The sequence below is a fragment of the Pontibacter sp. CAU 1760 genome (assembly GCF_054482735.1).
The window spans coordinates 83,158-109,989 of sequence record NZ_JBTLRL010000013.1 but is presented as its reverse complement, the minus strand read 5'-3'; the positions used below and the strand labels follow the sequence as shown (position 1 = coordinate 109,989).

At 42.0% G+C, this 26,832-nt stretch carries 20 protein-coding genes; 5 read left to right on the top strand and 15 right to left on the bottom strand.

Translation table 11 applies throughout. The features are described from left to right. Positions 1-204 precede the first annotated feature (204 nt). The 10 genes from ACXYMU_RS16940 to ACXYMU_RS16895 all read right to left on the bottom strand — a co-directional run bounded on the left by ACXYMU_RS16940 (position 205) and on the right by ACXYMU_RS16895 (position 12,786). The gene (locus tag ACXYMU_RS16940; protein WP_458987606.1) at positions 205-981 is read right to left on the bottom strand and encodes a WecB/TagA/CpsF family glycosyltransferase; all 777 of its coding nucleotides are present in this window, start codon (positions 979-981) and stop codon (positions 205-207) included. 110 nt (positions 982-1,091) lie between these two features. Continuing rightward, the gene (locus ACXYMU_RS16935; RefSeq protein WP_458987605.1) at positions 1,092-2,162 is read right to left on the bottom strand and encodes a glycosyltransferase; all 1,071 of its coding nucleotides are present in this window, start codon (positions 2,160-2,162) and stop codon (positions 1,092-1,094) included. Between the two features lie 21 nt (positions 2,163-2,183). Continuing rightward, positions 2,184-2,669, bottom strand: a complete 486-nt coding sequence (locus tag ACXYMU_RS16930) for a serine O-acetyltransferase (protein ID WP_458987604.1) — start codon at positions 2,667-2,669, stop codon at positions 2,184-2,186. Next, the gene (locus ACXYMU_RS16925; protein ID WP_458987603.1) at positions 2,656-3,900 is read right to left on the bottom strand and encodes an O-antigen ligase family protein; all 1,245 of its coding nucleotides are present in this window, start codon (positions 3,898-3,900) and stop codon (positions 2,656-2,658) included. The genes ACXYMU_RS16930 and ACXYMU_RS16925 overlap by 14 nt, the downstream gene beginning before the upstream one ends. Positions 3,901-3,928: 28 nt before the next feature. After that, positions 3,929-4,864, bottom strand: coding sequence for a glycosyltransferase family 2 protein (locus tag ACXYMU_RS16920; protein ID WP_458987602.1), 936 nt, complete (start codon positions 4,862-4,864; stop codon positions 3,929-3,931). 147 nt (positions 4,865-5,011) lie between these two features. Next, the gene (locus ACXYMU_RS16915) at positions 5,012-6,010 is read right to left on the bottom strand and encodes a polysaccharide pyruvyl transferase family protein (protein ID WP_458987601.1); all 999 of its coding nucleotides are present in this window, start codon (positions 6,008-6,010) and stop codon (positions 5,012-5,014) included. Next, the gene (locus ACXYMU_RS16910) at positions 5,985-7,409 is read right to left on the bottom strand and encodes an oligosaccharide flippase family protein (RefSeq protein WP_458987600.1); all 1,425 of its coding nucleotides are present in this window, start codon (positions 7,407-7,409) and stop codon (positions 5,985-5,987) included. The genes ACXYMU_RS16915 and ACXYMU_RS16910 overlap by 26 nt, the downstream gene beginning before the upstream one ends. Then, on the bottom strand, positions 7,409-9,784 hold the full coding sequence (locus ACXYMU_RS16905) for a GumC family protein (RefSeq protein ID WP_458987599.1): 2,376 nt from the start codon (positions 9,782-9,784) through the stop codon (positions 7,409-7,411). The genes ACXYMU_RS16910 and ACXYMU_RS16905 overlap by 1 nt, the downstream gene beginning before the upstream one ends. Before the next feature lie 10 nt (positions 9,785-9,794). Further along, entirely contained in the window at positions 9,795-10,586 is a 792-nt protein-coding gene (locus tag ACXYMU_RS16900) for a polysaccharide biosynthesis/export family protein (protein WP_458987598.1), read from the bottom strand. A gap of 559 nt (positions 10,587-11,145) precedes the next feature. Beyond that, positions 11,146-12,786, bottom strand: a complete 1,641-nt coding sequence (locus ACXYMU_RS16895) for an ABC-F family ATP-binding cassette domain-containing protein (RefSeq protein ID WP_458987597.1) — start codon at positions 12,784-12,786, stop codon at positions 11,146-11,148. Positions 12,787-13,095: 309 nt separating this feature from the next. On the opposite strand from ACXYMU_RS16895, the gene ACXYMU_RS16890 reads away from it, so the two are divergent. Both ACXYMU_RS16890 and ACXYMU_RS16885 read left to right on the top strand, forming a co-directional pair. Next, positions 13,096-14,283 carry a Pycsar system effector family protein gene (locus ACXYMU_RS16890; protein ID WP_458987596.1) on the top strand — a complete coding sequence of 396 codons (1,188 nt, stop codon included), beginning with the start codon at positions 13,096-13,098 and terminating at the stop codon, positions 14,281-14,283. A 793-nt stretch (positions 14,284-15,076) separates the two neighbouring features. Further along, a complete protein-coding gene (locus ACXYMU_RS16885; RefSeq protein ID WP_458987595.1) occupies positions 15,077-16,204 on the top strand; it encodes a hypothetical protein in 1,128 nt (375 codons plus the stop codon). A 269-nt stretch (positions 16,205-16,473) separates the two neighbouring features. On the opposite strand, the gene ACXYMU_RS16880 is transcribed toward ACXYMU_RS16885, so the two are convergent. Continuing rightward, complete coding sequence (locus ACXYMU_RS16880; protein ID WP_458987594.1) at positions 16,474-17,073, bottom strand: hypothetical protein; 600 nt, start codon at positions 17,071-17,073, stop codon at positions 16,474-16,476. A gap of 335 nt (positions 17,074-17,408) precedes the next feature. Here ACXYMU_RS16880 and ACXYMU_RS16875 point away from each other — a divergent pair, with 335 nt between their 5' ends. Then, positions 17,409-17,735: a hypothetical protein gene (locus ACXYMU_RS16875; protein WP_458987593.1), complete on the top strand. Its 327-nt coding sequence runs from the start codon at positions 17,409-17,411 to the stop codon at positions 17,733-17,735. Positions 17,736-17,823: 88 nt separating this feature from the next. Here ACXYMU_RS16875 and ACXYMU_RS16870 read toward each other — a convergent pair whose 3' ends face one another. Both ACXYMU_RS16870 and ACXYMU_RS16865 read right to left on the bottom strand, forming a co-directional pair. After that, on the bottom strand, positions 17,824-21,993 hold the full coding sequence (locus tag ACXYMU_RS16870; protein ID WP_458987592.1) for a chemotaxis protein CheB: 4,170 nt from the start codon (positions 21,991-21,993) through the stop codon (positions 17,824-17,826). A gap of 39 nt (positions 21,994-22,032) precedes the next feature. Next, complete coding sequence (locus tag ACXYMU_RS16865; RefSeq protein ID WP_458987591.1) at positions 22,033-23,592, bottom strand: GAF domain-containing protein; 1,560 nt, start codon at positions 23,590-23,592, stop codon at positions 22,033-22,035. A 217-nt stretch (positions 23,593-23,809) separates the two neighbouring features. Here ACXYMU_RS16865 and ACXYMU_RS16860 point away from each other — a divergent pair, with 217 nt between their 5' ends. Both ACXYMU_RS16860 and ACXYMU_RS16855 read left to right on the top strand, forming a co-directional pair. Next, positions 23,810-24,001: a hypothetical protein gene (locus ACXYMU_RS16860; protein ID WP_458987590.1), complete on the top strand. Its 192-nt coding sequence runs from the start codon at positions 23,810-23,812 to the stop codon at positions 23,999-24,001. Positions 24,002-24,122: 121 nt separating this feature from the next. Continuing rightward, positions 24,123-24,494 (top strand): hypothetical protein, encoded by a 372-nt coding sequence (locus ACXYMU_RS16855; protein ID WP_458987589.1) that lies wholly within the window; start codon positions 24,123-24,125, stop codon positions 24,492-24,494. A 14-nt stretch (positions 24,495-24,508) separates the two neighbouring features. On the opposite strand, the gene ACXYMU_RS16850 is transcribed toward ACXYMU_RS16855, so the two are convergent. Together ACXYMU_RS16850 and ACXYMU_RS16845 are read right to left on the bottom strand one after the other, a co-directional pair. Next, positions 24,509-25,405: an alpha/beta fold hydrolase gene (locus ACXYMU_RS16850; RefSeq protein WP_458987588.1), complete on the bottom strand. Its 897-nt coding sequence runs from the start codon at positions 25,403-25,405 to the stop codon at positions 24,509-24,511. A 194-nt stretch (positions 25,406-25,599) separates the two neighbouring features. After that, the gene (locus ACXYMU_RS16845) at positions 25,600-26,721 is read right to left on the bottom strand and encodes a Gfo/Idh/MocA family protein (protein WP_458987587.1); all 1,122 of its coding nucleotides are present in this window, start codon (positions 26,719-26,721) and stop codon (positions 25,600-25,602) included. Between the last annotated feature and the right edge of the window lie 111 nt (positions 26,722-26,832).

The following is a 26,832-nucleotide window of genomic DNA, read 5'->3' as shown; positions in this document are numbered from 1 at the left end:
CAAAATTAGTATACCTCTGAATCATAAGCTATGGGTGAAGCGAATACAAGAACTTATTAAAGCTCAAATATACAAACATTTAGCTTTTGGTATTATAAGAAAATTGATAATTATCGATTAGACTTGATACTATTGTCTACACTTGGGTATAGATTCTCAGTGGATGGAAAACGTGAAAAGAACTGAAGCAAATAAAATTACTTTTTAAATGGACTTTAATGTACTGTTTGTATTAGTCTTCAATGGCCGCCAACTTCGTACTTTCTCCTTTAACAGGTAATAGCCAAATACAAAACCATAGTAAATATACCTTTTCCACATCCTTCTAGGCTCGTTAAACAGACGGCCAAGCCACTCTAAATTTGAATTAATCCAAAACTTCCCTGGACGCTTTACAGTACCAGCGTAAAAATCAAAAACTGCGCCTATTGAACAGATGATATTTGCATCCAGTAACGCCTTATGTGCATGCGCCCACTTCTCTTGTTTAGGAGCAGTCATTCCTATGAACAAAACATCAGGCTTGAAAGCATTAACCTCAGCTAACATCAAAGCATTATCTTCTTGAGAGAATTGTGGCTTATAAGGAGGGGAAAAGCTCGCCACTTGTATTGATGGAAAATCATTTTTCAAGCGCACTTTTATTTTACGAAGGGTCTCATCGGAAGAGCCTAAATAAAAGCATTTACCACCACTAATTTCCAATTTTCTCAACAAATAGTCATGCAAATCTGCACCAGCAATTTTAGCAATATGCTGTTGATTCAAAAACTTTGATGCTGCCACAATTCCTATACCATCAGGAAGCAGTACGTCGGATTCAATTAATGAATTCTTAAAATCAACGTCTTTTTCTGCAATACAATAAGAATATTGATTTATAGTATTAATAACAACTTTATCAAGCGCGGGTAATAAACTTAAATTGCCTGTAAAAAGGGAATAACCCATGCAAGTAGTTGTAAATATATCTGAATTCATAATTTTTAAAACAATCATTAATTATAAAATAATATAATTAATATAGTAACATTAATGTGATAGAAGACAAAATAAAGCTAAACTCAACTATATAAAATCTCAATAAAAATTTAATGCTTAAGAACAGAATAATAAAGCGAATTTAGAGTGGTTATATAATTATTCAAATCAAAGTTTGATTGAAAATAATTAGTAGTTTCTTGTGAAAGGCTTTTTAATAAATCACTATCAAGTAATAATTTAATTTTTGAAGCTAAATCTGTCGCACTGTTTTTTTCAACCACTATACCATTTTGGTTATGCTTAACAACTTCAATCATAGACCCATCATTAGTAACAATTGGAACAACACCACAACCCATAGATTCTAGTAAAGCAATTGGCAAACCCTCACCATATAGAGAAGGTAGTAGAAAAACATCAGCAGCATTAAATGCATTAAATTTAGAGACTCCTTTGATAACACCATGGAAAGAAATATTTTTTATGGTATTGACCTTTTGTACAACCAAATCTTCTAGGGGTCCTTTGCCATAAATTGATAGATCAATATGATTTTGATAACCCTCATCGTTTAAAATATCCACAGCATCAAAAATTATTTTTAATCCTTTAGACTCATGAAGTCTGCCTAAAAAAATAAGTTTTAAAACAGTGGAATTCTTATTACAAGTAAAATTATTCGTTGGTACATTAATGGTATTTTTTAAAACTACACTTGATTTTTGATTATAGATATTGGTTACTAGTATTTTTTCTAAATCACTAAGTACAATTATTTTATTTGAATTACTTAAAATATATTTAACAATTCTATAAACAATTAGTGGAGGTTTAGTTGTAAGAAATGTACCTCCATGGAGATGGGTTATTATGGGAATATGAAAGGAATTAACTATCAAAAATACAATCAATTCTCGAAATATAGATTTATAATTTAAAGGTAAATTTAAATGTAAGATGTCAAAATTCTTATTTCGAATATGTTTCCATAATAAATAATAACTTAAACCTAAATCAATAAACCTATTAAAAAGAGAAGCCTTTATATCTTTGTTACCAGATAAAAAGTGAATATAATTTACTTTAGGATTATTTTCTATAATTGTAATTACTACAGATGAAATCCCACTAACATTTTCATTAACACTAAGACTAGGAGCTGTAATTAGAATTCGCATATTACCAAAGTAAATTATAAATTATCTATATAAATATTTTAAGACTTTGGCTGGATTTCCAGCAACTACTGCAAAAGGAGGTACGTCTTTCGTTACTACTGATCCAGCACCAATAATAGCTTTTTCCCCAATAACAATTTTACCAATGATGACTACACTTGCTCCAATTTGAACATTATCACATATAACAGGAACATCATTTTCATATTTACTGTTTCCAATTGTAGTGTTTTGCCTTATTATAACATTGTTTTTAATAATTACATTTTTGTGGATTACAATTCCTTGACCGTGGTATAAGTTTAAACCAAGCCCTACTTGAGTAGTATCAGGAATATCTATGCCTAAAATCCATTGAATAAATATTTTATAAGAAAGTCTAATAGGAAATCCAAGAACGGACAAAAGTTTACCTCTTGCACAGTAAGAGCTTAATCTAAAGTAGATAATAAAAAAAAGGCCTTTTGAATTACCTTTAAGTAATTTAATTTCATTAATTAATTGCATATTTACTATTTATCTTAATTTTAGCATTTTGTTTTATTTCAACACTATCTTGTTGCACTAAAGCAAAAATCAAGGCTAAAATTAACTCCATAACAGAAGAAATCACACCACCCTGTACCATTTGATAAGCCAAATAAGACCAAAAGACAGATAGACCAAGTAATTTATGTTGAGAATATGAGTTAACGGTTAAATAATAAATACTAAATATGAAAAATACAAATAATAATAATCCCACTAGTCCATCTTTAAGCAATGCAGTAGTAAAACCGTTGTGAGCATATATTTTTAACCCAACCTTTTTTTCCATTTCATCCTTGTAAGGCTCTAAGCCCATACCCAAAATTTTTTCTTCAAAATTATTTGAGTTCCAAATCTCAATAGAAGCTAGTTGAAATATAACTCGTCCTGACCCCAAATCTTTAGTCTTATCTCCTGTTGAATATTCTTGTGAATCTGACAACCTAGATTTTAAGGTACTATCGTTATTATATAAATATGATAATAAAAATAAAGTCAGTATACCTATTATAAATGAAGGAATAATATAGCTACGCTTAAACGTTTTCAAATATAAAACCATCACTCCTACAACAAGCATTAAATAACCTGTCCGAATATATGTTTTATATAGTATATATAAACCTAACGCTAAAGTAATATATAGACAGAAAGTATACACTTTACTAAGCTTGAAATAATTATGATTAATAAACAAAAAGTACAACAATATAATTATACTAATGCTAAGAGTAGCACTTGCACTATGAGAATTTTCAAATACACCAATAAACCCTGAAGCATAACTTCCAAATATGGAAAGATCATAACCTGAATTAATAGGTACAAGGATACCAAAAACGAAAAATAGAGATGAAGATATTATAACAAATGAAACTATTATTAAAGTTTTAGCTAAATATAAACTACTAAATTTATTAAATAGAAAAATATATGTTATCGGAAAAATCAATGATCTAAACGTATCTACTAATACATTAAATGGCGAATAAATAACACCTACTGAAAAAAAGGTTTTAATAGCAGATAACAGGCTAAATCTTCCAAGTTTATTTAAACGAATTTTGCGCCTTCTTATTAAGAATAGAGTGAAATATAACAATAAAGTTACATTAAATAAAATAGTTATTTTTATAGCACCGATTTCAAGAGGCTGAATATAAAGTACTACAAGTATTATAAAATAATAAACTACAAATTTTACTTTCATATTTGCATAATAGAAAGGCTTTTAAAAACTACAAATACCTTTTAAACCTAAATCTGTTATAAATATGTGATAAGTGATAGTTTGGCATAATAAAAATAGCTATCATTAAGTTGAAATATGCAGAAAAATTAGATAGGCCTTTTTTGGAAAGATATTTAAAATGAAATGATAAGGAATAATTAAATAGTTTTCTCTCTATATATGATACTTTTGTGTAGATGGAAAGTTTATCTAAAGAATAGGAATCAATTCCATTATTTTTAAGCCTTTCAGTACGAAGTTTTTTAATATAACTTATCGATTTACTTTGTATTAGACCTGAAGTAGAAGCTGTGTTACCTTGTCGAATTCTTTGTTTATATAAAAATAAAGGAACATTACATATATTAAAGCCAAGATCTAAAGCCCTCAATAAGAAATCAAAATCTTCCGCAGATGGAATTCTATATGGTCCAACGTTTTCATAAACTGATCTTCGTGACACCCAGAAGTGTGGAACTGGTGTTACAAACTGACTTACTCTTTTAATTAAATTAATATCAGTAACATATTTTTCATTCTTCAAACTATTACCTGCTTCATCAATAATAATTACATTCAAACCAACAAGATCCACATCAACATTATTGACAAGAAATTGAACTTGGTGCTCAATTCTATTGGGTAAACTTATGTCATCTCCATCCATTCGTGCTATAAATAAACCTGAAGATTTTTTATAAGCAAAATTTAAAGATTCTACTATTTTAGAGTTTTTTTCATTCCTATAAAGTTTTATTCTATCATCTTTTTCTGATAAATTGGTTAGAATATTGAAAGTGTTATCAGAAGATGCATCATCTACGATAATGATTTCTAAGTTTTTATAAGTCTGATTTAATATACTTAATATAGCTTCTTCGACAAATTTCTCAACATTATAAGTTGGAATTAAAACTGAAACTAAAGGGTTTGAATCTGTCATTTTGGTACTTTGGCATTTATAATTTGACTAAGTTAAACTATATCAGATTATTTTAAAATTTAAGATATCCAGTCTAATTTTATTTAAAAATCACTGATTAAATTCATAAACTATTGAGTTTAAATTTAAAAGCTCGTTTTAGTATGTTTATTTTCTTTTAGGTTCAATTAATTCACAGTTATTAAATTCCTGCATCCAACTAGTATAAAAATTTTTATTTTTACCATAAGAGTTATCAATTACATGCACTTTTTTATTTAAAAGCACCCCTAGTATAAACACATGTAATCTTGTAGTATAAATTTCATTATATTGGTTGATAAAATTTACACCTGTAGTAATATATTTAGAACGGTTAATTTTAGATTTTAATCCATACTTTGGATCAACCATTTGTTTTAATACTGGAATTTTTAAAAATAATTTCGAAGCATTGATTTCGATTTTAACATATATTTTTTCTAACAAATTATCCAATCTAGAAATATTAAATGTTGGCCAATCGCTAACTTCAATTTTTCTTAAATCATCCTTTTGAATTAATAAATTTAAATCAAAACTATTATTAAGCTCTTTGTCTTTTCTTTTTAATAACAATACTTTATTTTCAATACTACTCTTTATATGTTTTGTAAAATCAATACAAAAAGCCATATCAGGAATAAGTAATATTTTATTGTTGTAAAAATATTTTTTTAATATACTATATGAATGCGTATCTCTAGCACAAATGGTGATATCAAAATGATCATTAAATATTCTTGAATCTCTGATTAGATTATCTAAATTATCATAATGCACTGTTATTGGAAATATGATAATTTTATTTTTTTCAAAATGTTCTACTACTTTAATCCTAAAATCTTGTATAATTGAATATAAATCACCAAAATTTCCGCCACCATTCAACAAAATTATATTTTCTTGACCTATTTTTCCAAAATCACTAAGATACAGATTGCTACTATATATCATTTTATATGGGAGTCTCTTTAAATAAGCTAATTCGCCCTCCCATATTAAATTATCTCCTATATTCTTATGATCAGGAACATCTAACAAACAATAATCTTGATTAATTATCGGATCTAAATTAGAGTAAATTATGCCCCTAAGTTTATTAATATTTTCTATATTTCCTTGCATTGTTTATTAATTGTAACTTTCCAAATATAATTTTAACACTTTCTCTGTTGCATATAAATGCTATAATTAAAGCCGTCAAGCAAAGAAGTATGTCAATTTTTAAACTTGACTTTAACAGTAGCCACATAAACAATGCACTTAGCATCATCATGACCGTGAATATTTTAACATTAAAAATTATCTTAAAAAAGCTTTTAGACTCATAAATTCTAAGAATCCAAGTAACAAAATAGCCTAAAAATGTTCCAAACGCGGGTGCAAACAAACCGAAACTCTTAATATAATAGTAACTGACTGTAATGCTAACAACTCCACCTATGAGTGTCGATGTGAATAACCCTCTTGTTTTCTTCTCTCTTAAGTATCCAGTGCCTAAGAAACTTGCAAATGCAGAAAAAGCCACTCCAAGATATAAGAATGGCATATATTGCCAAGAGCTGTAAAATTCTTTATCAATTGAGATTGAAACTATGAATTTTGTAATTGTTATCAACATCAAAACAAAAGACAATTCCATAACCATAAATCTATTAAATATATGACTAAAGTAGCTTTTAGTTTCTCTATTATATACACTTTTAACAGTTTGATCTTGAATTGCCAACAAAAACACCGAATTTACAATTAATATTATAGAAGGGAACTTATTAGCCAATGCATAGATTCCATTAGCCTCTTTACCTAAGTAGATCAATATAATATATCTATTGGCTGTACTTATCAACCACCAACTAACTGCATTAGGTATTAGTGGTAGCGAATAAGTTATCATCTCTAAGATTTGTTTGAAGTCGATGTCAGATATACTTATATGTTCTTTTAGATTCAATAACCTAAATATCAAAATAAGAGTTATAATATTTGCAATTGCTGTAGCTAATAATAAAATATTAACACTTACTTCATAAAACATAATAAATATTATATTTAACGAGAATATTAATAATGTATTTATAATTCCCATTATTGAATATAATTTGTTTTTCTCTAGACCTCTGATTATTTGTTGAAACAACGGCAATAAAGCAGATAGAAATAAAATTAATGATATTACAAATTTATTTTCTATATCAAAAAAAAGTAATGTAATAGAAAACAATGTAAAGGCAATAGTGATACCGGCTAAAATTACGACTAATGCATTAGTTATAATTTTACTCTGAAGTATTGAATCGTGTTTAACTTCAATTAACCATCTAAATGTTGCATCAGAAATTTGAATTGTGATTAGTGGAACAAATAAACTTATAGTGCTTATTACTAAGTCATAATATCCCATTTCAGCCTTTGTTAGAAAGAATGTATAAATTGGGACTAAAAGAAATGTAATCAATTTTGACCCAATACTTCCTATTGAGTATATTATTACATTTTTCACCAAATCTTTTGAACTAGCCATTAATTTGTATGGTATTTGTTCTTGATATTTCTTAGTGGTGTCTTGCTGTTTTCAGAATAGCCATATCCATAGCCATATCCATATCCATAGCTATTCTCTTTCTGGGCGTCATTTAGTACAATCATCGGGTGGTGCAGCTTCTTCTGCTTGTACACATCTTCCACAATCTGAAGCTGAGACTTATAGGTATAGTTATATCTTACCACGTACACACTTGAATCAATGAAAGAGGAGAGCGTAAAGGCATCCGCTACCTGGCCGATAGGCGCTGTATCAATAATGATATGGTCGAAGTTCTCCTTCAGAACATTTATTAATTGCGCTACCTTAGGACTCAGCATCAGCTCAGCTGGATTTGGAGGAATTGGACCTGACCCGATGGCGAATAGCCCATTCAATGCTGCGACAGGCTGCACTATATCATCTACAGACGTTGTGTTGGAAATCAGGTAATTAGTAATACCAGCACCTTCCGTTAAACCTAATTCCTGAATTAGCCTTGGCTTGCGAAGGTCAAACCCAAGCACCACTACCTTCTTACCGGTTAAGACTAGACTTGCTCCAAGATTGATACTGAAAAAGGTTTTCCCCTCACCACTCATGCTGGAGGTAACCAGGATCACCTTATTCTCTTTTCCAATGGTGGCATACTGTAAGTTTGTGCGCACCAGACGGAACATCTCTACCACTGGGCTACGGTTACCTTCTGTTACGACGAGGGCTTGATCAGACTTATTATGCGCTAACTCTCCCAGTACAGGCGTAGCAGTGGCTTGTTCCACATCTTTCCTGTCCTGCACCTTGTCATTCAGCATGTTCTTTATAAAGATGTAGGCGAAAGGCACACCCATGCCAGCTACAAGTGCAAGCAGGTACACCAGCATTTTCTTTGGCTTAACGGGTTCATCCCCTGCCATAGCAGGATCCAGGATACGAGAATTTGATATCGCAGCGGCTAACGAAACAGCAGACTCTTCGCGTTTTTGAAGTAGGTATAAGTAAAGCCCTTGTTTGATACCCTGCTGCCGTTGTATTTCCAAAAGTTCCCGCTCGATCGCTGGCACTTTCTGAATCTTCGTTTCGAAGGAAGCCATCTTTGCATTGAGGTTATCCTTGGTGATAGATAGCCCGCGCTTTATGTTCTGAATATTTTCTAATATGTTGATTCGCAGATTTCCTAGCTGGTCGTTGATATTTTGCACCAACAGGTTGTTTGCTTGTGTAGTACGAAGCATCCTTTCACGCTCCAGTTGCAACTCATTAAATTTTGATATCAGGCCTAATAAGGTAGGGTCTTGGATACTCAAGGAACTTGGCACTAACTGATACTGCTCTCCCTTCCCTTTGAGGTATTTTTCAATAGAGTTCAATACATCTAGCTGAATTTCAAACTCTGCCAATTGCTGGTTGTACACACTTGCCTGCTCTACATACAACTTTGCTTCAGAGCTTACATCTGTTAAAGCATTTTTACGCTTGTATTGCTCTACATCTTTCTCCACATCAGAGAGTTCGGCTGTCAGGAACTTCAAGCGTTCATCAATAAATTGAATGGTATTGGAAGCCATGAGGTTTTTATCCTCTACAGCTTCCTGATTGTACACCTCAATTAATTTATTGATGATATCTTGGCCTTTTTCACGTACAGGCACTGTTAGGCTTAGTACCAACACGCTTGCATTCTTATTAACAGGCTCAATAGTCAGTTGCTCTTTATAATAATTGGCAAGCTTTCGGATACTATGAAAATTAACAATGATATCGCGCGGCATGTCAGGAGTTAGTCCCTGTGCCGCAGCTACAACGGTAAATACCCCGTAGTCTCTTTTAAGCTGCTGCCCAAACTGATGTATGGAGGTAACTGTTTCGCCGTTTTCGTTTTCTTCTTCTAATTCATAGGCATTATTATCCTTAATATGAAGCACAAAGCTTTTTTCAAAAGCAGTCGAATCCAGTTTGCTGACAATAACTTTTACAGGAACATCCTCTCCGTAAATTTCTACATCATTCACGCGGCCTTGCTTGTAATAACTAGTTTCTAATGAAAGCTCTGCTAGCACACGCTGCATCAGACTCACAGCATTTAAAACTTCAATCTCATTATCTACATTTTTAGACGACTTGAACATATCCAAATCGCTCAATGCTGAACCACTCAAGAAATCTGCTCCTTTTGCATCATCACGGATCAGCACCTTACTAGTTACAGTATACTGTCGTGTGGCATAACGGAGGTAGATAAAAGCTACTCCCACAGCTAAGACAGCACCAATTACAAACAAATACCAGTAACGCAGGTATTTGTAAAGTTCTGCTTTCAGATCAATCTGCTCAGACTGCTCCTCCTGAAACTGAAAAAATTCTCTCTCTGTCATGTTTGTGTTCCTAAAAGAGTCTGGCAACGAAAACGGATATAATGGAAGCTGCTGCTGCGATGATAGAAAGTGTTCGGGTGTTAGCACTTGCCTGCACTTCTTTCATGCGGTCAGGCTCCACATACACCACATCGTTCTGCTGCAGGTAGAAGTATGGAGAATTAAGGAAATCTTTTGAGTTCAAATTTAATCGCGCCATTTGGCGTACACCTTTCTCCTCCCGAATCACCAACACATTTTCTCGCTTGCCAAAAGCGGTCATGTCGCCGGCCATACCTAATGCTTCAATGATATTAATGCGTTCTGCCGGGATGGTGAAGGTGGCAGGGCGATTCACCTCCCCTACCACGGTAATCGTATAGTTCAGGAAGCGCACATTAACGATAGGTTCTTTAAGATGATCCCGCAGCTTAGCCGTGAGGAATTTTGTGGCTTCCGCCTTCGTTAACCCACCTAACTGTACTGCGCCTAATACAGGGAAACTGATTATACCCTCTTTATCTACCAAATACCCCTCACGTGATAAATTAGAGGATGCATTTCGCACCGTGCTGAAATCTGTGATGCTGGTAGCAGCCATTCGTGCTTCACCTGTATTGAATAAGGCACTTGCCTCTGGGTTTAAGCTACTAACCGTGATGCTTAGCAAATCATAAGGCTGAATGTGCGGCTCCGTCGCATTCACAATTTTCTCCTCATAGGTAGCCTGGTTTTCCATGTCACTGAAGTAAGCCAGGTTGCGCGGGGAGCAGGCATTCAGCAGTAGAACACCAGATAAAATGGCAAAAAGTTTGTAACGCATTTGTATCGTAATCGTATAGGTAATTGGGTTGTTCTTCGAAGACAGATTTTATATAGATAAAAAAATATATTTAACCAGTATAATTCTACATATTAAGCAATTTATTTCTGTATTATTTTCATCAATAAGTCTTCTCTAAAAGGCTGATTATATAGTTGTCACTCCTGCTACAGCTTCCTAGGATATTGCAAAGCTAAACACAAATAGCATATAATCAATTAGTAAAAACTAATTTTAACTTTTTATAGGTACCAATTCTTAAATAGTTATCCACAAGTAGTTCTATAATATATATGTAAACACATATATAAAAGGTTAAAGAATCACCTCCCATAACGCACTACCCCTTTCAAACTCCATATAGCCCCACTATCGGTGCATCTAGTGGAGCTTCATAAAAAGTATAACAGCAAAATCAACTGATAGAAACCTAACTGCATATAATTGAACTATTGCAACAAATAAAAAAGTGATTAGTTGCTTACCTAAGTTTAATCTTTGAAGTTAAAGCAGTTAAAATCTTATTCAAGCCAAAGTTCCGAAACTGAAAAACTTGATTTTACACAGCTTTCCGTTCGATTTCCCTTAGATTCTCCAACTTTTTGTTCCGCAGGAAACCAGTGATATCTTCGAAGTGCTCCCGGATGCGCTTGTTCCCAAATTCAAAAACTTTTGTAGATAGTCCATCTAAAAAGTCACGGTCATGCGAGACCAGGATCAGTGTTCCGTCGAAAGCCTTCAGCGCGTCTTTCAGTATATCCTTTGTTTTGATGTCCAGGTGGTTAGTAGGTTCATCCAGGATGAGCAGGTTAACGGGCTGCAGCAAAAGCTTGATCATGGCCAGACGTGTTTTCTCACCGCCCGACAGCACCTTCACCTTCTTCTCCACCGCATCTCCGCTAAACATGAAGGCTCCAAGCAGGTCCTTTACCCGCGTCCGCGCCTCCCCTACCGCTATCTCGTCGATGGTCTGGAATACGGTTAAATCCTCCTCTAAAAGCGATGCCTGGTTTTGAGCAAAGTATCCGATCATGCAGTTATGCCCGAGTTGCAACTTGCCCTCATAATCTAACTGACCCATGATGGCCTTCACCAGCGTAGACTTTCCTTCTCCGTTCTTGCCCACAAAGGCAATCTTCTCGCCTCTGTTAATCGTCAGCGAAACATCCTGGAAGACCGTATGGTCCCCGTATGTTTTGGTCAGTTCCTCTACAATCACCGGATAGTTACCAGACCGCGGCGCAGGCGGAAATTTGAGGTTTAGGGCCGAAGTATCCACCTCATCCACCTCTATGATCTCCATCTTCTCCAGCATCTTCACCCGCGACTGTACCTGCAGGGTCTTGGAGTAAGTCCCTTTAAAGCGGTCGATGAACGCCTGGATCTCAGCGATCTCCTTTTGCTGGTCATCAAACTGCTTTTGCTGCTGCTCCCGGCGCTCCTGGCGCAGTTGCAGATACTGGCTGTAGTTTACCTTGTAGTCGTAGATGCGGCCCATCGTCACTTCGATGGTGCGATTGGTGATGTTGTCCACAAAGGTTTTGTCGTGCGAGATGACAATAACAGCCTTGGCATTGTTAACAAGGAAATCCTCCAGCCATTGGATTGATTCGATGTCGAGGTGGTTAGTGGGTTCATCCAGCAGGATAAGATCAGGCTTTTGCAGCAGGATCTTCGCCAGTTCGATGCGCATGCGCCAGCCGCCACTGAATTCCTGTGTGGAGCGTGTGAAGTGCTCCCGCTCAAAGCCCAGCCCTTTCAGCGTCTTCTCCACTTCCGCATCAAAATTGATTTCCTCGATGGAGTAGTACTTCTCCCCTAACTCCGATACCTGTTCGATCAGTTTGTAGTAGTCATCCGAATCGTAATCGGTGCGGGTCTCAAGCTGCTTGTTCAGGTCCTCCATCTGAGCCTTCATCTCCAGCACACTGGCAAAAGCCTTGGATGCCTCCTCGAAAACAGTACAATTATCGTCCGTGAGGAGGTGCTGGGGCAGGTAGGCAATCACCGCATCTTTAGGCGCCGAGATCTTGCCGCGGGTCGGCTTACTTGCGCCCGCGATCACCTTCAGCAAAGTTGATTTACCCGCGCCGTTTTTGCCCATGAGGGCAATCCGGTCATTTTCGTTGATGTTAAAGGAAACGTTGCTAAAAAGGGCCGCGCCATTAAACTCAACGGCAACCGCATCTACTGAAATCATAATCTCTATTTAAGCCCGCAAAGGTAGCAGATATTTCTATTTGAATGAACTTCGGCCAGTAAATAGACGACGCCAGGTAAAAGCCTTTGAATATTCGTATCCCCAACCTCTCCAAATCGTTTAAGGTTCACCCGCTCTTTGATATTTACAACTATCAAAATATCCTGCTGAACGCACCAATAGCTTAACGCACACATTATTAATATTTTACACGCCTATGCCTGCCACTAAATCCGTACGCAAGCTTATATATACTTTTTACGGAGCAAGAAGTGTTACCGCAACTTGCTCGGGATGGAACCAGCATATATGATAACAGCAAGTACAGCCATACTGCAGAAAGTAAAGCGCTATGTGGAAACACAGCTGATACGCAAAACCAATGCGCAGCATGTATTGCACAACCTGGACCATACAAAGCTATTGGTGGCGCGGACGGAAGAAATAGCGCAGGCAACCCACCTTTCCCAGGAGGAACTCCAGGGAGTGACGCTCTCTGCCTGGCTGTATGACCTGTATCACGTGAATCGACGCATGGCGTCCGGTTCTTCCTCCATCTTAGATTTTCTCTCCAAACAAGATTTTTCGGCTGCGAAGGCTGAGTACATAATCCACACCATTAGGACCTGCCAGTTGCCGCAGCACCCCCATACCCTGGAAGCAGAGGTTCTTTGTGACGCAGTGATGAGCCTGGAAGTCAATGCAGCTTTTCTAAAGGCAAAGGAACAGCAGGATGTATCGCCTAAAAGCAACTTAAAGCTTCGCTATGATTGGCTGGACCAACAATATGGGATGCTGAAGAAACATACCTTTTTTACGAGGTATGCCCAAAGCACCTTTGATGTGGAGAAAGCACTTGCGCTGAAGCAGCTCAAAGATCAAAAAGAGCAACTGATGCAACAGCATGAGGAACTGGAGGCGCTGTGGAAAGAAAATAAAAAACTGCGCAGCCAACTGGAAAAGCAAAAGGCACAGAAAGTACTGAAAGGAATTGAAACGCTGTTCCGGACGACCATGGCCAGCCATCTGCAGTTGAGCGTGATGGCCGACAGCAAAGCCAATCTGATGATCTCCATCAACGCCATCATCGCCTCTATCATGATTTCCTCCTTTGTCAGGAAGTTAGAAGAGGCTCCCCACCTGCTTGTGCCGTCCATGCTGCTCACGCTCGTCTGCGTCCTGACTATCATTTTCGCTGTACTCTCTACGCGGCCGAATGTGGGGCGCAAAAGCAAAATGAAAGAGCAACTGGATTTTCTGTTTTTCGGCGACTTTGTTGCCTTGCCTAAAGCCACATACCGGGATAACATGCGGCACATCATGTATGATCCTGACCTGCTTTATAACAGCATGATTGATAACGTTTACATGCAGGGTAAAGTATTGGCAAGGAAATATCGGCTGCTCAAGATATCTTATACTATTTTTATGGTGGGATTTGGTGTGGTGCTGCTCAGTTATGTGATTTCCTGGTTAATCATTGGCCCGCAAGGGTAGCGTAAAATTGGATCCAATTCTTTTACCGAGTGGTAAGATTTTTAAAGCTTAGTTGCTAAACATAGGGTGAGCAATTGGACACAATTTTAGAGATCGTTTAGCAAGGATTGTATCCAATGCTGTATTTGCAATCACTGCAAGCTTAGTTTCGACTAATACCATTATCAACTGAATATTGCGCATGAAGATGTTCTAAAGAACCCACCCCTGCCCCTCCATGGAGGTAGGGCCGTTAAGTTCTACATTACATTAAGTCATGGCGCGAGCGTCCTCGCTCGTGTCCTACTATTTTCTGGCCCTCTGGGCCAGTTGAGTCGGAGACTCAACATTCACTTTAAGACACGAATCTGGAGATTCACGCCAGAATCAGGTAGAACTTAACGGCCCTACCTCCGAGGAGGGGAATTTTTAACTGGATGATTAAAATCGCTTTGCGTTTAAATCGAAAAGCGCACTTTACTATTCCACATCTATCGATGGACATTCAAAACTTTCAAGCTGTCTTACACTAGGCTGTTATTCGACTATAGGCTCATACTTTTTTAAACAACTTAGGAATAGACCAGCATTTCAAACAACGGTTCATCTTGTAACAAGGTGCCACTCGTAAGCTTGATGTATGAATAAAGGTTTTTTTTAACCAGACTTTAATGATAATAACTTAAGGCATCAATTATATATACTACAATTTTTAGCAAAAAGAAAAGCCAATTATTTTAGCACAACAAAATTTACAGCATCTTTGCATGCCAATCAGGTATATCTTTTTAAATCCTTAGCATTTAGCCATCCGATGTCCGAAGCAGTAGCGAATCTTTATTTCAGGCAGCAACGCAGCTTTGCAGAAATAAAGCACGAACTATTAGGGAAGTTTTTCGGCGCATGGTATAAACAGAGGGATCTGTCCGTTAAAAGTGGGTCAGAAGAGCGAATATGTATTTTAGATTTGGAGTGCGATACAGAGGACATGTTGCATAGCAGTGAAATTCCTGGTGTTTCAAGCTGGAATCGCTTGCTTGCAAGGCACCCCCCTACCCTGCAGGATAAAGCGGATGTATATCTTAACGCTCCATCACATACAGAAAAAACAGCCGTTGCACAGCCTTCACAAATGCAACAAACAGCAGAGGAAACAACAAACCCTTTCTGTACCCTAAACAGTGCCGCTGCTAAAAGAGCTTTGGAGGAATCACTTTCTAGTAACGCTTTGGGCTTCGTGTTTGCAGATCCATTTCGTTCCAGCCATACAAAACAGCTATTCGGCACAATAACTGGCACGAAACAGGTGGATATGCTACTGTTGCTCCGTCCGGAGACTTTAGTCCGTGCCCTGGCAGGCAAAAAGATAAGCCCTGCTTTAACTGAAGTGTTACAGGAGCGGTTATCGCTCATAAAAGCGTTTTGCCAGAGGGAAACGGATGTATACCGCCGCCAAACCTATATGCTCCAGCATCTGCTTGCTGCACTACGTCATCAGCATGGGTATACACTTTTGTTTCAGATCAACCACCCGGAAACGTTCACTCCCCTGCATTACCTGCTTTACAGCACCGCGGATGCAGGCACCTACCATGCGTGGAAAGAATTACTGCTGCCTTACACTGATTTTCAAAAAGACGGTATCCCTTTGTGGGTAGCCAACCAAGGGCCGGAGTACCAGCTGGCACTCTTTCAGCAGAAGCCCCTCTATACCCTTTCACAATTAGTAGCGGGGCTTGAAGCAGCACCTGCGCAATGGAAGTTCAAACCCATTGAAAAGGTATGGGAGCAGCAAAGCTTGAATACCGCTTATACCAAAGACAATTATTTGGCAGCATTTGAGGCGCTCCGTGCGAAGGGCAAAGTCGAGTTACTAAACGGCAAAACATTGCAGCCCATTCGCAGAGCCACTTACTCCACCGTCATCAAACAAATAGCTTAAAGTATAGGGGGTGTGGCTAATTGCCAAGTTAGATTATGATTGATGCTATGAGTACCCTGTAGTCGTTTCGTTCTTTCAATTATGCTCGACTCTGGCTAATGTGGTTGATAGCCTGGCCTGTGGCCGCTTTAATACTGTGCCTGGCATACTAGTGGCAGGACGCCACAAGAACAAACACACTCGCCAGAGGCGAGCAAGGGCATTACCTACAATAACTCCATCAGAATGAAAGCCCTGTTTGGGACCTCTGTTAGTTTATCTAGTCCTGCTTAGGGAGTATCTTTTTGCATCGGTGGGTTAATCATGATGTGTGCGCCGTGCGTACCCGGAAACATAATCCAGGGCATGGCGGGTGACTCAGGCTTTAGCGGGAGGCCCGTACTCTCGGAAGTGGCATAGGGGATATAGACCACATAGCGCAAATACCCGTCTTTCACTTCTCCCGAGGCTTGCACATTTTCCTGGTCGGCTGAATACACAAAAAGCGTAGAGGGTTGCGCCGGCATCTTCAGTTTACCGCTTTTTACTTCCTGCTCCCGCATATCGAAAATCTCCTTAGAGCTTTTCCCGGCTTGTTTTAACTCCCTGCCCCTGGCCATAAAGGGCTCCAGATCCTGATGATAACAAGCCACCGACAAGCCTTTTTGAGCGGGATCGTCCGCCAGGCAAATCAGTTCATTGCTCCCCTCCCGTAGCGTAACCATACTGCCGTTCGGTGCATATCCGTAAATCTTAGTATTCACCCGTTTTTCAGCGGGGGCAGCGAGTTCAGCCTGTTTGATCTGCACCTTAGCGGAAGGAACTGCATTCTGCGCATGGGCAGAAATCACGAACAGAAACGCTATTAAAGTGGGAAAGAGCTTCTTCATAAGTCATTATCCTGAATGGTTTCTCTAGGCTGTACGCATATCAGGAGTGCAGGATGTATGGAGCCACTTGGAAAGCCCCCTGTTTAAGGTCTACATACGGTATGTATAAAGATCACCCTATCAATGAAAATAGTAAAAAGGCTTAAAAGCACTTTGGAAGAAGACATAAAGTGATTACTTAAAAAAAATGAAAATATTTTTGATGGAATTAAAACCATAAATCCCCTTTCGCCGTAAATGAACTCGGCTAAAAGTTGAAATGAAAATTTCAGAATATAAGGAAGGTTCTCCATCGTGAGGCCTTCCTTTTTTTTGTATCTGCTACTTTGAGGCACATGGCACTACACCAAAACGACTGGGACGAGGAAAAGTATAAGTTGCTGAATGCGCATTTCCGACAGCAAATCAAACGCCTCCTCGCCAAGGACCCATATTTAGCGGAAGCCGCAGCAACCGGCAAAAGCCTGCAACTGGAAGACATCGTACACCGACTGTCAGCGAAGGACCAACTGTTGTGGGAAGAATTTATAATGCTAGACCGAATTAAACTGCACCTGGACCTGAACAATCATCTGGAGGGAAGAGGCACACCGTATGATCCCCGCACCGGCTTTGGGGATACACAGCAAGACGCTGCGGATGAACTGGATAATCCCTGGTAAAATATACTTCAATCGAACACACGCTTATAAACAAGGCCGCCTCTACCGGGTATGGAAGAGGCGGCCTTGTTCGCTTACTCAATAGAACCTACGCTAAATCAGCCTGCGCGGAGGAATCCGTAGCTTCGGTAACAGCGACATCATACTGGCTTTCTGGTTTAAAGCGTACATAAAACGTCGTGCCCTTGTCTTCTTCGCTTTCCACCTCAATGGTGCCACCGGCATTGTTGATCATGCGCTTCACAATGTATAAGCCCATCCCTGTACCGTCTACGTGTGCGTGGAAACGCTTGAAGAGGGTAAAGATCTTGCTGAGGTTGTCTTTGCTCATGCCAAGGCCGTTGTCCCGCACCATCAGCACCACGGCATCATCTTCCATTTTAGTTTTCACCTCTATCTCGGCTCGCCGCTCCGGAGACCGGTAGTTAATGGCATTCATCAACAGGTTGTACAGAATACTGTAAAGGTTCTTCTGCGAGAAATTAACCAGTTTGGCCTCCTCAAAGTCCGTATGGATTTGGGCATTGGCAGCGGAGATGTGTTCCTGTATATTCAAAATCACGCTGTCTACTACACGCTGCAGTTCCACAGGTTCCGGTGCATTGTCTAAGTCGCGCTGTACTTTGGCAATATCGGTCAGGTCTTTAATAACGTTCTTGAAACGGCTAATGGCTCCTTTCACCATCTCGAACACAGGCTCCGTTGGCATGCCCGGCAAAGGACCAGCGGATTCAATTTGGTCCTCTAAAAGCAGCAGAAGTCCCTCAATATTAGCGACAGGGGCTTTTAAATCGTGCGAGGCGGTATAAACAAAGGTGTCCAGGTCGGCATTTACCCGAAGCAGGTGCTCATTGGTGCTCTGCAGTTTCTCCTGGGTAGCCCGCAAGTCCGAGAGATCTATAAAAGAGCCAATAACGCGGTAAGGCATACCATACTCGTTGTGCATAATATAGGCACGATTCGACACATAGGCATAGCTACCATCGGCTTTGGCTATCCGATAATCGCCGGACCATTGTTCTTTACCATTGTTAATGGCGTTGTTGATGCCTTGCACTGTCCGGTCACGGTCATCTGGGTGCAGTAAGTCAAACCAGCCTTTCGCACCGGCAGGCATGTCTGAGGCGTTATACCCCAGAATGTCCGAGAGGCTCCCACTCCACCACATCACATCGTTTACCAGGTTCCAGTCCCATACCACATCGTTGGTGGCCATAGACACCAGGCGGAAGCGTTCTTCGCTGGTGGCTAGCGCCTCGGTGCGCAGCGATACCCGGCGCTCCAGCTCATCGTTCAGTTGCAGCAGCTTTTCCTCTGCCTTCTTCAATTCTTCGTAAGCTAGCTGTGTTTTCTCCTCGCCGTGCTTTTTCTCTGAGATATCGGCCATGGTCACAGTCAGCCCGTCTCCCATCTTCACGGCTACAATCTCATACCAGGTGCGCTGATTTTTCAAAGGCAGCTGCTGCTCTATGTGCAAGGGCTCTCCAGTTTGCATCACGTGCACAAATTTCTTAAAGAGGCCACTGGTCCGCAGGAAGCCCATCTCCTTCTGCACCCCGACGCCCGTCAGCTGCGCATTCGTTTTGCCCAGCAAATCCTCTGCCTGGTGGTTTAAAAGGCTCCAGGTGAAATCCGTCACCTCGCCTTCCTCGTCCCGCACAGCCTTTAAAGCCATAATGCTGCTCAGAGAGCTGTTCAACACCCCTTGCACCACGTTGCTTAGCGTCTTGGTGGCCGTCACGTTCACAAACGACAGCACAATGCCGTCTTTGTTGCCATCCCGTTTCAGATAGGGTATGATGCGCATCAGGTAGCAATGGCCGGTCTGTGTTTCAAGCTCCTTCTCAATCTCCTGCGAGCTGTTGTTCACCTTCCGGATATCCTCCAGCAGCGAATCGTATTTCAGGTTGTGCGACAGGTGATGCACCGGGCGGCCGATGTCACTGTCGATGATGTTGATGAGGTCCTTGATCGTGGGGGTGAACTTCCGGATGATCAGTTGGTGATCGATGAATAACTGCCCAATGTTGGAGCTCCTGAAGTAGTTATCCAGGTCCTCGTTTAATTCCTCCAGTTCGCGTATCTTCAGTTGGTGTTCGGAGTTAACGGTATGCAACTCTTCGTTCAGCGACTGCATTTCCTCGTTTGAGCTTTGCAGTTCCTCGTTCGCTGACATCAGCTCTTCGTTGCTCGACTGCAGCTCCTCGTTGGCGGTGCTTAGATCCTGCACGGTCAGGTGCAGGCTCTCGCGGGTGCTTTTCAGCTCCATTTCCATGGAGGTCATCTGCTGGAAATAGTCTGAATCCGTCACCGATGGCAGCGGCAGTGCTCCTGGAGTGGGTTTCTCCGGGCCCATCTCCTGCAGTAATATCAATATTGTTCTGCCCTGGGAGGCATCATTTGTGATCGGCTTGATGGAAACATGCACCAGCTGCCGCTCATCACCCAGCTTCACTCCTACCTGGCTAGTGGTTCGCTCATTGTCCTTCAAGGCCTTTCGCACCCCTACACTCAGTGTCACGGCTAGTGCTTCCGGCACCATTTTCAGTAAGTTAAAGTGTAGCCGTTTGTCTGGGAATTTCAGGAAGCGGTTCATGTCGCCGATGCCGTGCAGCAACTGGTAATTTTCGTCTACATAGAAACCCGTCACCTTGAAATCGTCGGACACGGCATCCATGAATGCGTTGGTGTATTGCACCTGGGCGGTATTTTGGGTATAAGTGGCTGCAACAGCCTGATAGCTTTGTGTGGGGATTGCAGGCGAATAATTGGAGGAGCTGTAGCGTTTTATACCCTGGCTCTCCTTCACTTTGCGGAACAGCTTCCACTTTCGGTTTTCTTCCGAGAAGTAGGGTGCCATATCCCCGATATGCTCACTCGGCCCTAAAAGCAGGTAACCGTTCAGGTTCAGGGCGTACGGAAACAACGAAAGCACCTTGTTCTGCAGCTCCGAGTTGAGATAAATCAGCATGTTACGGCACGTGATCAGGTCGACCTGGCTGAAAGGCGGATCCTTTTGCAGATCGTGCTGGGCAAATACCACCAGCCTGCGTACTTCCTCCCGAACCACGTATTGGGTGCCATTTCTATAGAAGTACTTGTTCAGGCGCTCCTCCGAGACGTCTGCCTCTATGCTGGCCGGGTAAACGCCTTTCGAAGCCTGCGTGATGGCGCGTTGGTCTATGTCGGTGGCAAATAGCTTTACATTCACCTTGCGACCCAGTTTTTGGTAAGCCTCACAAAACAGGATAGCCAGCGAATAAGCTTCCTCGCCGGTGCTGCAGGCACTAATCCATACCTTTACAGCTGCGTTCTGCTCTTTACGTTGCAGTATGGCCGGGATAACATCTGAAGACAGGATTTCAAATGCCTCCGGATCGCGGAAAAACTGAGTCACGTTGATAAAAAACTCCTGGCAGAGCAACTTTATCTCAGCATGTTCCCTTTGTAAATACACCAGGTATTCCTTTAGCGTATCCAAGTTCAGATGGGCCATGCGCTTGCGGATACGGCGGCCGATCGTAGCTTTTTTGTAGTTGCTAAAGTCTGTTTGGGTATGCGTGCAAATCAAGGCCAGGATCTCGTCGAGCACCTTTTCCTCGCTTTCTTCTCCCATCTTTTCTATCATTGCTCGGATAAGCGGAACTTTCTGGGTGTATTTTATGATCTCCTCGGGCATTTGCTCAGGTGGCAACACATAATCCATGTTTCCGGCATGGATGGCACTGCGCGGCATGCCATCAAACTTAGCAGTGTCGGGGTCCTGCACCACCACCATGCCCTTGGCTTTCTTAATGGCTTTTGCCCCTTTGGTACCGTCTGTGCCGGTTCCGGATAAAATCACGCCGATGGCATACTGGCCCCTATCCTTTGCCATGGACTCGAAAAACAAATCGATGGCGAAATTAGGGTTACGGGTACGCTCTTTATCCGCCAGCCGAAGCCGCCCATGTTCTAAGGTCAGCTGTTTGCCGCTGGGCAGCACATACACACAGTTCGGCTTCGTAAACATCTTGTCTTCTGCCTCCTGCACCTGCATGCGGGTGTGTTTGGCCAGCAACTCGGCCATCAGGCTTTTGTGGTCTGGCGACAAATGCTGGATAATGACAAAGGAAAAACTGGAGTTGTTCGGAAAATGATCGAAAAGCAGGTGAATAGCCTCTAAACCACCCGCTGAGGCCCCAATGGCCACCAAATAATGGTCAGACAGCGGGGATGGTTTCTTTTTCGTCGATGATCCTTTTATATCTTCACTCATGAAATACTTCGATAACTAAACCCTTGCAAGGGCATCAAATCAATACTTTTCCTTCACTATTTTCTCCAGCACGGCGCTTCGCAACAACTCGGCAGCCTCCAGCTCTTCGGGCTGCCACGGCAAGGCGGTATACTTCACAGTTTCTTTGTAGGAGGCAAACGAGTTGCGCGGGTGGTATTGCTTTCCGTTCGGTTCCATTTGAATCGCTTGGTTGGGATTGCCTCCCCACTTCACCGTTTGCAGGACCTCTGGCCGGAAACCCAGGATATACTCCCCTTGCTCTGCGTTGATAGGCAAAACAATCAGCCCACTGGCTATATCCTTGTAGTCCTTTGCCTGGGTGTATAACAGCGGCAGGAAATCTGTCGCCAGCAAGGCATCGGTATTGTTTCGCCGCAGCCAGCCAAGCAATTCTTTCAGTTCCTGTTTGCTCGGTGTTACACCACTCACCCAGGATCTTCCATCATAGAAGATCGCCGCGCCCGACAACGACAGCAGTTCCAGCAGGTGCTGCTTAGTGCCCTGCAGCAAACCTTCTGCAAAATTCTGGCTGTTATACAACTGGTCGAGCAGCTGCGCATGCATCCCGCGCAATTGCGACCGCAGTCGAATAGTGTCCTGCTTTTCTTTGCCACTCAGTTGGGCCGACAGGATCCCGGACAGCAACTCCAACGCGGAGCGCATCTCGTAACTCGGGTTAAATGCTTCCTTATGGTGGCAGGAAATCAATCCCCACAGTTTATTATCGATGATGATGGGCAACGACATAGAGGCCATGATCCCCAGGTTGGCCAGGTATTCCAGGTGCACACTTGCCACACTGCGCAGGTTGCAGTCAGCCAAGTCTGTGAATTTATGAGTCAGGGGATTGACAACGGGTATGAGCCGCACAGGCTCGTATACCCTCGATGGAATCAGGCGGTATGGGTTTCTAAAGTACAGGTCGCGCGCCTGCTTCGGTACATCAGAGGCCGGAAACCGCAGATCCATGTAGTCTTCCATATCCGCCTCTTTGGCTTGCGCGATCACGATGCCGTTCCATTGTGGGTCGAACTGGTATACCAGCACTCTGTCAAAGCGGGTGAGCTTCTTGATTTCGATGGCCGCAATGTATGCCATTTCCGCTATGGTGTTGCCTTGCTTTAGCAGCGAGGTGATGAACTTGATCTGCTGGTACAGCCCGATAAAGGAGGGTTCCGCTGCATTGGAGACATTTTCCTCCAGTTCCACCAGCACGTATTCTTCCTTGGGGTGGATCAGGGCAATGAAGTTTTTGTGATGCCCCTGGTGCATCCACGTCAGGATGAAAGGGATTTTCTCATAGCTCGCTTGAAGTTCGATCTTGCTTTTGAGGTCTTCGAACTGTCCTTCAGGCAAGTAGCTGGCCAATGGCATATCCTGCAGTTCTTCCACGGCAAGCGAAAGGAAGTCTTTAGCGTTGGCACTGGCCTGCACGATCTGCAGGTTCTCCTTTTCCAACACCAACAATACCCCGTGCGGCTGAATCAGGTTTACCAGGTGTAACGGAATGCTTCCGCAAAATTCCGAATCGTAATTCTTATTGATGGCTATGTTAACGTTAGCTACCTTCTCTCTCATGAATCGTATAATTTGGGGTGTGCTGCGCCTCTCTATCAGGTGGCCAACAACTGTAAATCAAATAAGCTGCAACGGGAGAAAACCCAATTCCCTAAGCATCACCCCTCCCCTCCATGCTGACAAATATTCTGAAAGCAGTGTGCCGCAAAATAACAGCGAAGGCAGGGAAATGCAACTAGAAAATTAACACTTTATCATATCAATACAGAATCAAAACTTGGAAGCACAAGAAAAGTTTACCTTCCAAACGCCGCTTTCTCCTGTAGCCATGTACCCGCGGCAGCTTTTAATTAATGTATGGGTAAAAGTATTTAAAACCATCCCTGAGGCCTATAAAGCAAATATTTTACACAATTGGCTCCCATGTATGAGAGCAAATGCCTCAGGCCTTGCAAAATTAATAATCTAATAACACTGAAGTACAGGATGCATACGATAAAAAGATGCGTTTGATGTATCTTTGAGTTCAGTATCGTGAAATGCATCCTATTCCTATGTCGTGTCGACTTCTTTTTGAATCAGATTTTTACATGATCGAACTCGATTCTGCCTTGCAAGCGCTTCGGGCCAAATGGCTAAGGCCAGTGCAGTATGAGGAGATGGTGGCAGGAGGTGAAAAGCTTTACGAGATGCTGCTCTATACAAAAGCAGCGCATGTGATCGCTAACGGTCAGCATTTAAGTGGCCTGAGTTCAGAAACGAAGGAATGGATGGCCCATCAATTTTACGACCTGCTCTCTACCACCAGTCTACGCAAAATAGCCCGTGTGCTGCCTGAGAACGTCTTCTCAAAGCTTGCACTGGAGTCGGTGGCCACTAGGGCCGAAGCCGCGGGAGTAACTAAATTCATGGTCCGCAACTTTTCAAATGAAAAAGAGGCAGAGGACTGGATCGTGTCCTAACCCTGCCTCCTTCGCTATACTTTGCCAACCCGATTTGTAGCGGCAGCCAGTTGAGCGATGGCCCGCGCTATTTCGGCCGGTCTTTCTTCCTGCAGAAAGTGCCTGGATTTTAGCCGGTGCACGTGCTCTATGGTGGCTGCTTCCAAAAACTCCATCCCAAACCGCTCAAAGGTGAGGAACGGGTCTTCGGCTCCCCAAACCAGCTGGATCGGATAGGCTACATGCTGCACTGCTTTCAGGCATAACGCCCTGTATTCAGGGGTATGGGCAAAGCTGCGCATAATCTTGAGAAACGCCTTCCCGCCATCCTCCCGTTTCAGCAAGTCTACGTAGGCATCTATTTCTTCTCCGGGGATCTGCGCTGCCTGTATCACCCCCATCTTCGAAAACATGAGGTTCCAGGTTGGGTAGGTCATGGCGGCCAGCTGCATCTCCCCTAACACGGGTTTTTCGAACGGACGCATGGGGAGCGGCTTCTTAAAATTCACGACATCAATCCAGGTGTTCAGGATGGTGAGTGACAGAATCATGTCCGGGTGCTCAGCTGCCAGTGCAAATCCAATGGGGCCGCCAACATCATGCACCACCAGGTGAAACCTGGTCAGCCCCAAAGCTTTGATCGCCTTGCCCATAAAGCGCGCCAAACCCAGGAAAGAGTAATCAAAATCCTCGGGACGGTCTGCCAGTCCCAGCCCAGGCAAGTCTACAGCTACGCCCCGGTATCCTTTTGCCGCAAGCTCATGGATTACTTTGCGGTATAAAAAAGAGGAAGTGGGTACGCCATGAATGCACAAAACAGCTTCTCCGGCACCTTCATCCAGCGCGAAGGTCTGCACTCCATCCACTGTGAAAAACTTACCTGCATTTTTATGCCGCTCAACTACCTGCGCGGCGCTTTCATGTTTCTTCATATGCCAATGTTTTAAAATGATGGCATCAAACCTGCCTGATCTCTCCAGACCATACGTGATGCGCGCATTAAAATGCATACGATAAAATGCTGCCAAATGCTTTGCAGGAATTATCGATTGTCTCTGTCAAGCAAAAACAGACACATAGCGCAGCATGTTACGCAAGGCTGCCAGTTGCCTTAACTTAGACAATTTTATACCCGCAGGTCAATTTTTTTACCGGTTTTGGCGGCCAGGTATATGGCATCGATGATTTTTAGGTCTTTCAAGCCTTCCTCGCCGTCAACGGGCACGACAGGCTTTTTACCTGCCAGGATGATGTGGGCCATCTCATCCATCTGCACCGTTTGGTGTGTTTTGTGTGGCTGGGTAAGTTTGCCCTGATGGGTTTGGCCTTCGATAGGGCCATAACCGGTGGCGGGTTTGAGCTCGGCATAGCCTTCTTTGCCATTCAGGAAGAAGCGGTCGAGGTGACTCATGCTATAGGTGGACAGGCAGGAAGCCACAGCCCCGCTCGGGAAGCCCATTTGAAACTGTATGGTTTCGTCTACCCCGTCTTTGAATTTGGCAGGATCTGTCTTGTTTTCCTCTGCAGTTACCCAGATAGGTTCCTCGCCCACCATATAACGGGCACCGTTAACCGAGTAAATGCCAATGTCCATCATGGAACCGCCACCTGCCAGCTTTTTATCCAAGCGCCATTGCGTAGGGTCTCCGATGGTGAAACCGGTAAGCCCCTGGAAGAACATGATCTTACCCAGCTCCCCTGCTTCCCGCATCCGGATAATTTCCAGCGTTTTGGGCTCGAAGTGCATCCGATACCCTACCAAAAGCTTCACGTTGGCTTGCCGGCAAGCCTCCACCATCTCCTGTCCTTCCTTGGCATTTATACCCATGGGCTTCTCGCAGATGACGTGCTTGCCTGCCCTGGCTACCCGAATTACCTGGTCGCGGTGCAGGCCGTTGGGCGTGATCACGTACACGGCATCTATATTCGGATTGTTTTTGATGCGGTCGAAGTTCTCATAGGTATAGCAGTTTTGCGCCGGGATGTTGTACTTCTGCTGCCAGTCCTTCACTTTTGCAGGCGTTCCGCTGATAACGCCGACCAGCTTGGCATGCTGGCAGTCCTTCATGGCCTCTGCCACCCTTGTACCGTAACTCCCGAGCCCCATAATGGCCACGCGCAGCATCGGCCCCTCTGCCGCCCGATGTGGTGCTGCTGCAGCTATTCCCGGAAACTGGGCAAGGCTGAGAAACGGCAAACCAATGGCCGAAAACGTTAGTCTTTGCAGGAAATCACGACGAGAATCCATAGTATTGTTATTTGAATTAGTGAAGCTGATTTAAGAATCGGTACCTCAAGTTAAACATAAAATTTAAAGGATATATAAATAAAAGCGTTTAAACTTAAATTTATGAGGGAG

What these genes read in the sequence shown, in the direction of transcription:
- ACXYMU_RS16940 (WP_458987606.1), bottom strand. Translation starts at nt 981, where the DNA reads ATGAATTCAGATATATTTACAACTACTTGCATGGGTTATTCCCTTTTT.
- ACXYMU_RS16935 (WP_458987605.1), bottom strand. Translation starts at nt 2,162, where the DNA reads ATGCGAATTCTAATTACAGCTCCTAGTCTTAGTGTTAATGAAAATGTT.
- ACXYMU_RS16930 (WP_458987604.1), bottom strand. Translation starts at nt 2,669, where the DNA reads ATGCAATTAATTAATGAAATTAAATTACTTAAAGGTAATTCAAAAGGC.
- ACXYMU_RS16925 (WP_458987603.1), bottom strand. Translation starts at nt 3,900, where the DNA reads ATGAAAGTAAAATTTGTAGTTTATTATTTTATAATACTTGTAGTACTT.
- ACXYMU_RS16920 (WP_458987602.1), bottom strand. Translation starts at nt 4,864, where the DNA reads ATGACAGATTCAAACCCTTTAGTTTCAGTTTTAATTCCAACTTATAAT.
- ACXYMU_RS16915 (WP_458987601.1), bottom strand. Translation starts at nt 6,010, where the DNA reads ATGCAAGGAAATATAGAAAATATTAATAAACTTAGGGGCATAATTTAC.
- ACXYMU_RS16910 (WP_458987600.1), bottom strand. Translation starts at nt 7,409, where the DNA reads ATGGCTAGTTCAAAAGATTTGGTGAAAAATGTAATAATATACTCAATA.
- ACXYMU_RS16905 (WP_458987599.1), bottom strand. Translation starts at nt 9,784, where the DNA reads ATGACAGAGAGAGAATTTTTTCAGTTTCAGGAGGAGCAGTCTGAGCAG.
- ACXYMU_RS16900 (WP_458987598.1), bottom strand. Translation starts at nt 10,586, where the DNA reads ATGCGTTACAAACTTTTTGCCATTTTATCTGGTGTTCTACTGCTGAAT.
- ACXYMU_RS16895 (WP_458987597.1), bottom strand. Translation starts at nt 12,786, where the DNA reads ATGATTTCAGTAGATGCGGTTGCCGTTGAGTTTAATGGCGCGGCCCTT.
- ACXYMU_RS16890 (WP_458987596.1), top strand. Translation starts at nt 13,096, where the DNA reads ATGATAACAGCAAGTACAGCCATACTGCAGAAAGTAAAGCGCTATGTG.
- ACXYMU_RS16885 (WP_458987595.1), top strand. Translation starts at nt 15,077, where the DNA reads ATGTCCGAAGCAGTAGCGAATCTTTATTTCAGGCAGCAACGCAGCTTT.
- ACXYMU_RS16880 (WP_458987594.1), bottom strand. Translation starts at nt 17,073, where the DNA reads ATGAAGAAGCTCTTTCCCACTTTAATAGCGTTTCTGTTCGTGATTTCT.
- ACXYMU_RS16875 (WP_458987593.1), top strand. Translation starts at nt 17,409, where the DNA reads ATGGCACTACACCAAAACGACTGGGACGAGGAAAAGTATAAGTTGCTG.
- ACXYMU_RS16870 (WP_458987592.1), bottom strand. Translation starts at nt 21,993, where the DNA reads ATGAGTGAAGATATAAAAGGATCATCGACGAAAAAGAAACCATCCCCG.
- ACXYMU_RS16865 (WP_458987591.1), bottom strand. Translation starts at nt 23,592, where the DNA reads ATGAGAGAGAAGGTAGCTAACGTTAACATAGCCATCAATAAGAATTAC.
- ACXYMU_RS16855 (WP_458987589.1), top strand. Translation starts at nt 24,123, where the DNA reads ATGATCGAACTCGATTCTGCCTTGCAAGCGCTTCGGGCCAAATGGCTA.
- ACXYMU_RS16850 (WP_458987588.1), bottom strand. Translation starts at nt 25,405, where the DNA reads ATGAAGAAACATGAAAGCGCCGCGCAGGTAGTTGAGCGGCATAAAAAT.
- ACXYMU_RS16845 (WP_458987587.1), bottom strand. Translation starts at nt 26,721, where the DNA reads ATGGATTCTCGTCGTGATTTCCTGCAAAGACTAACGTTTTCGGCCATT.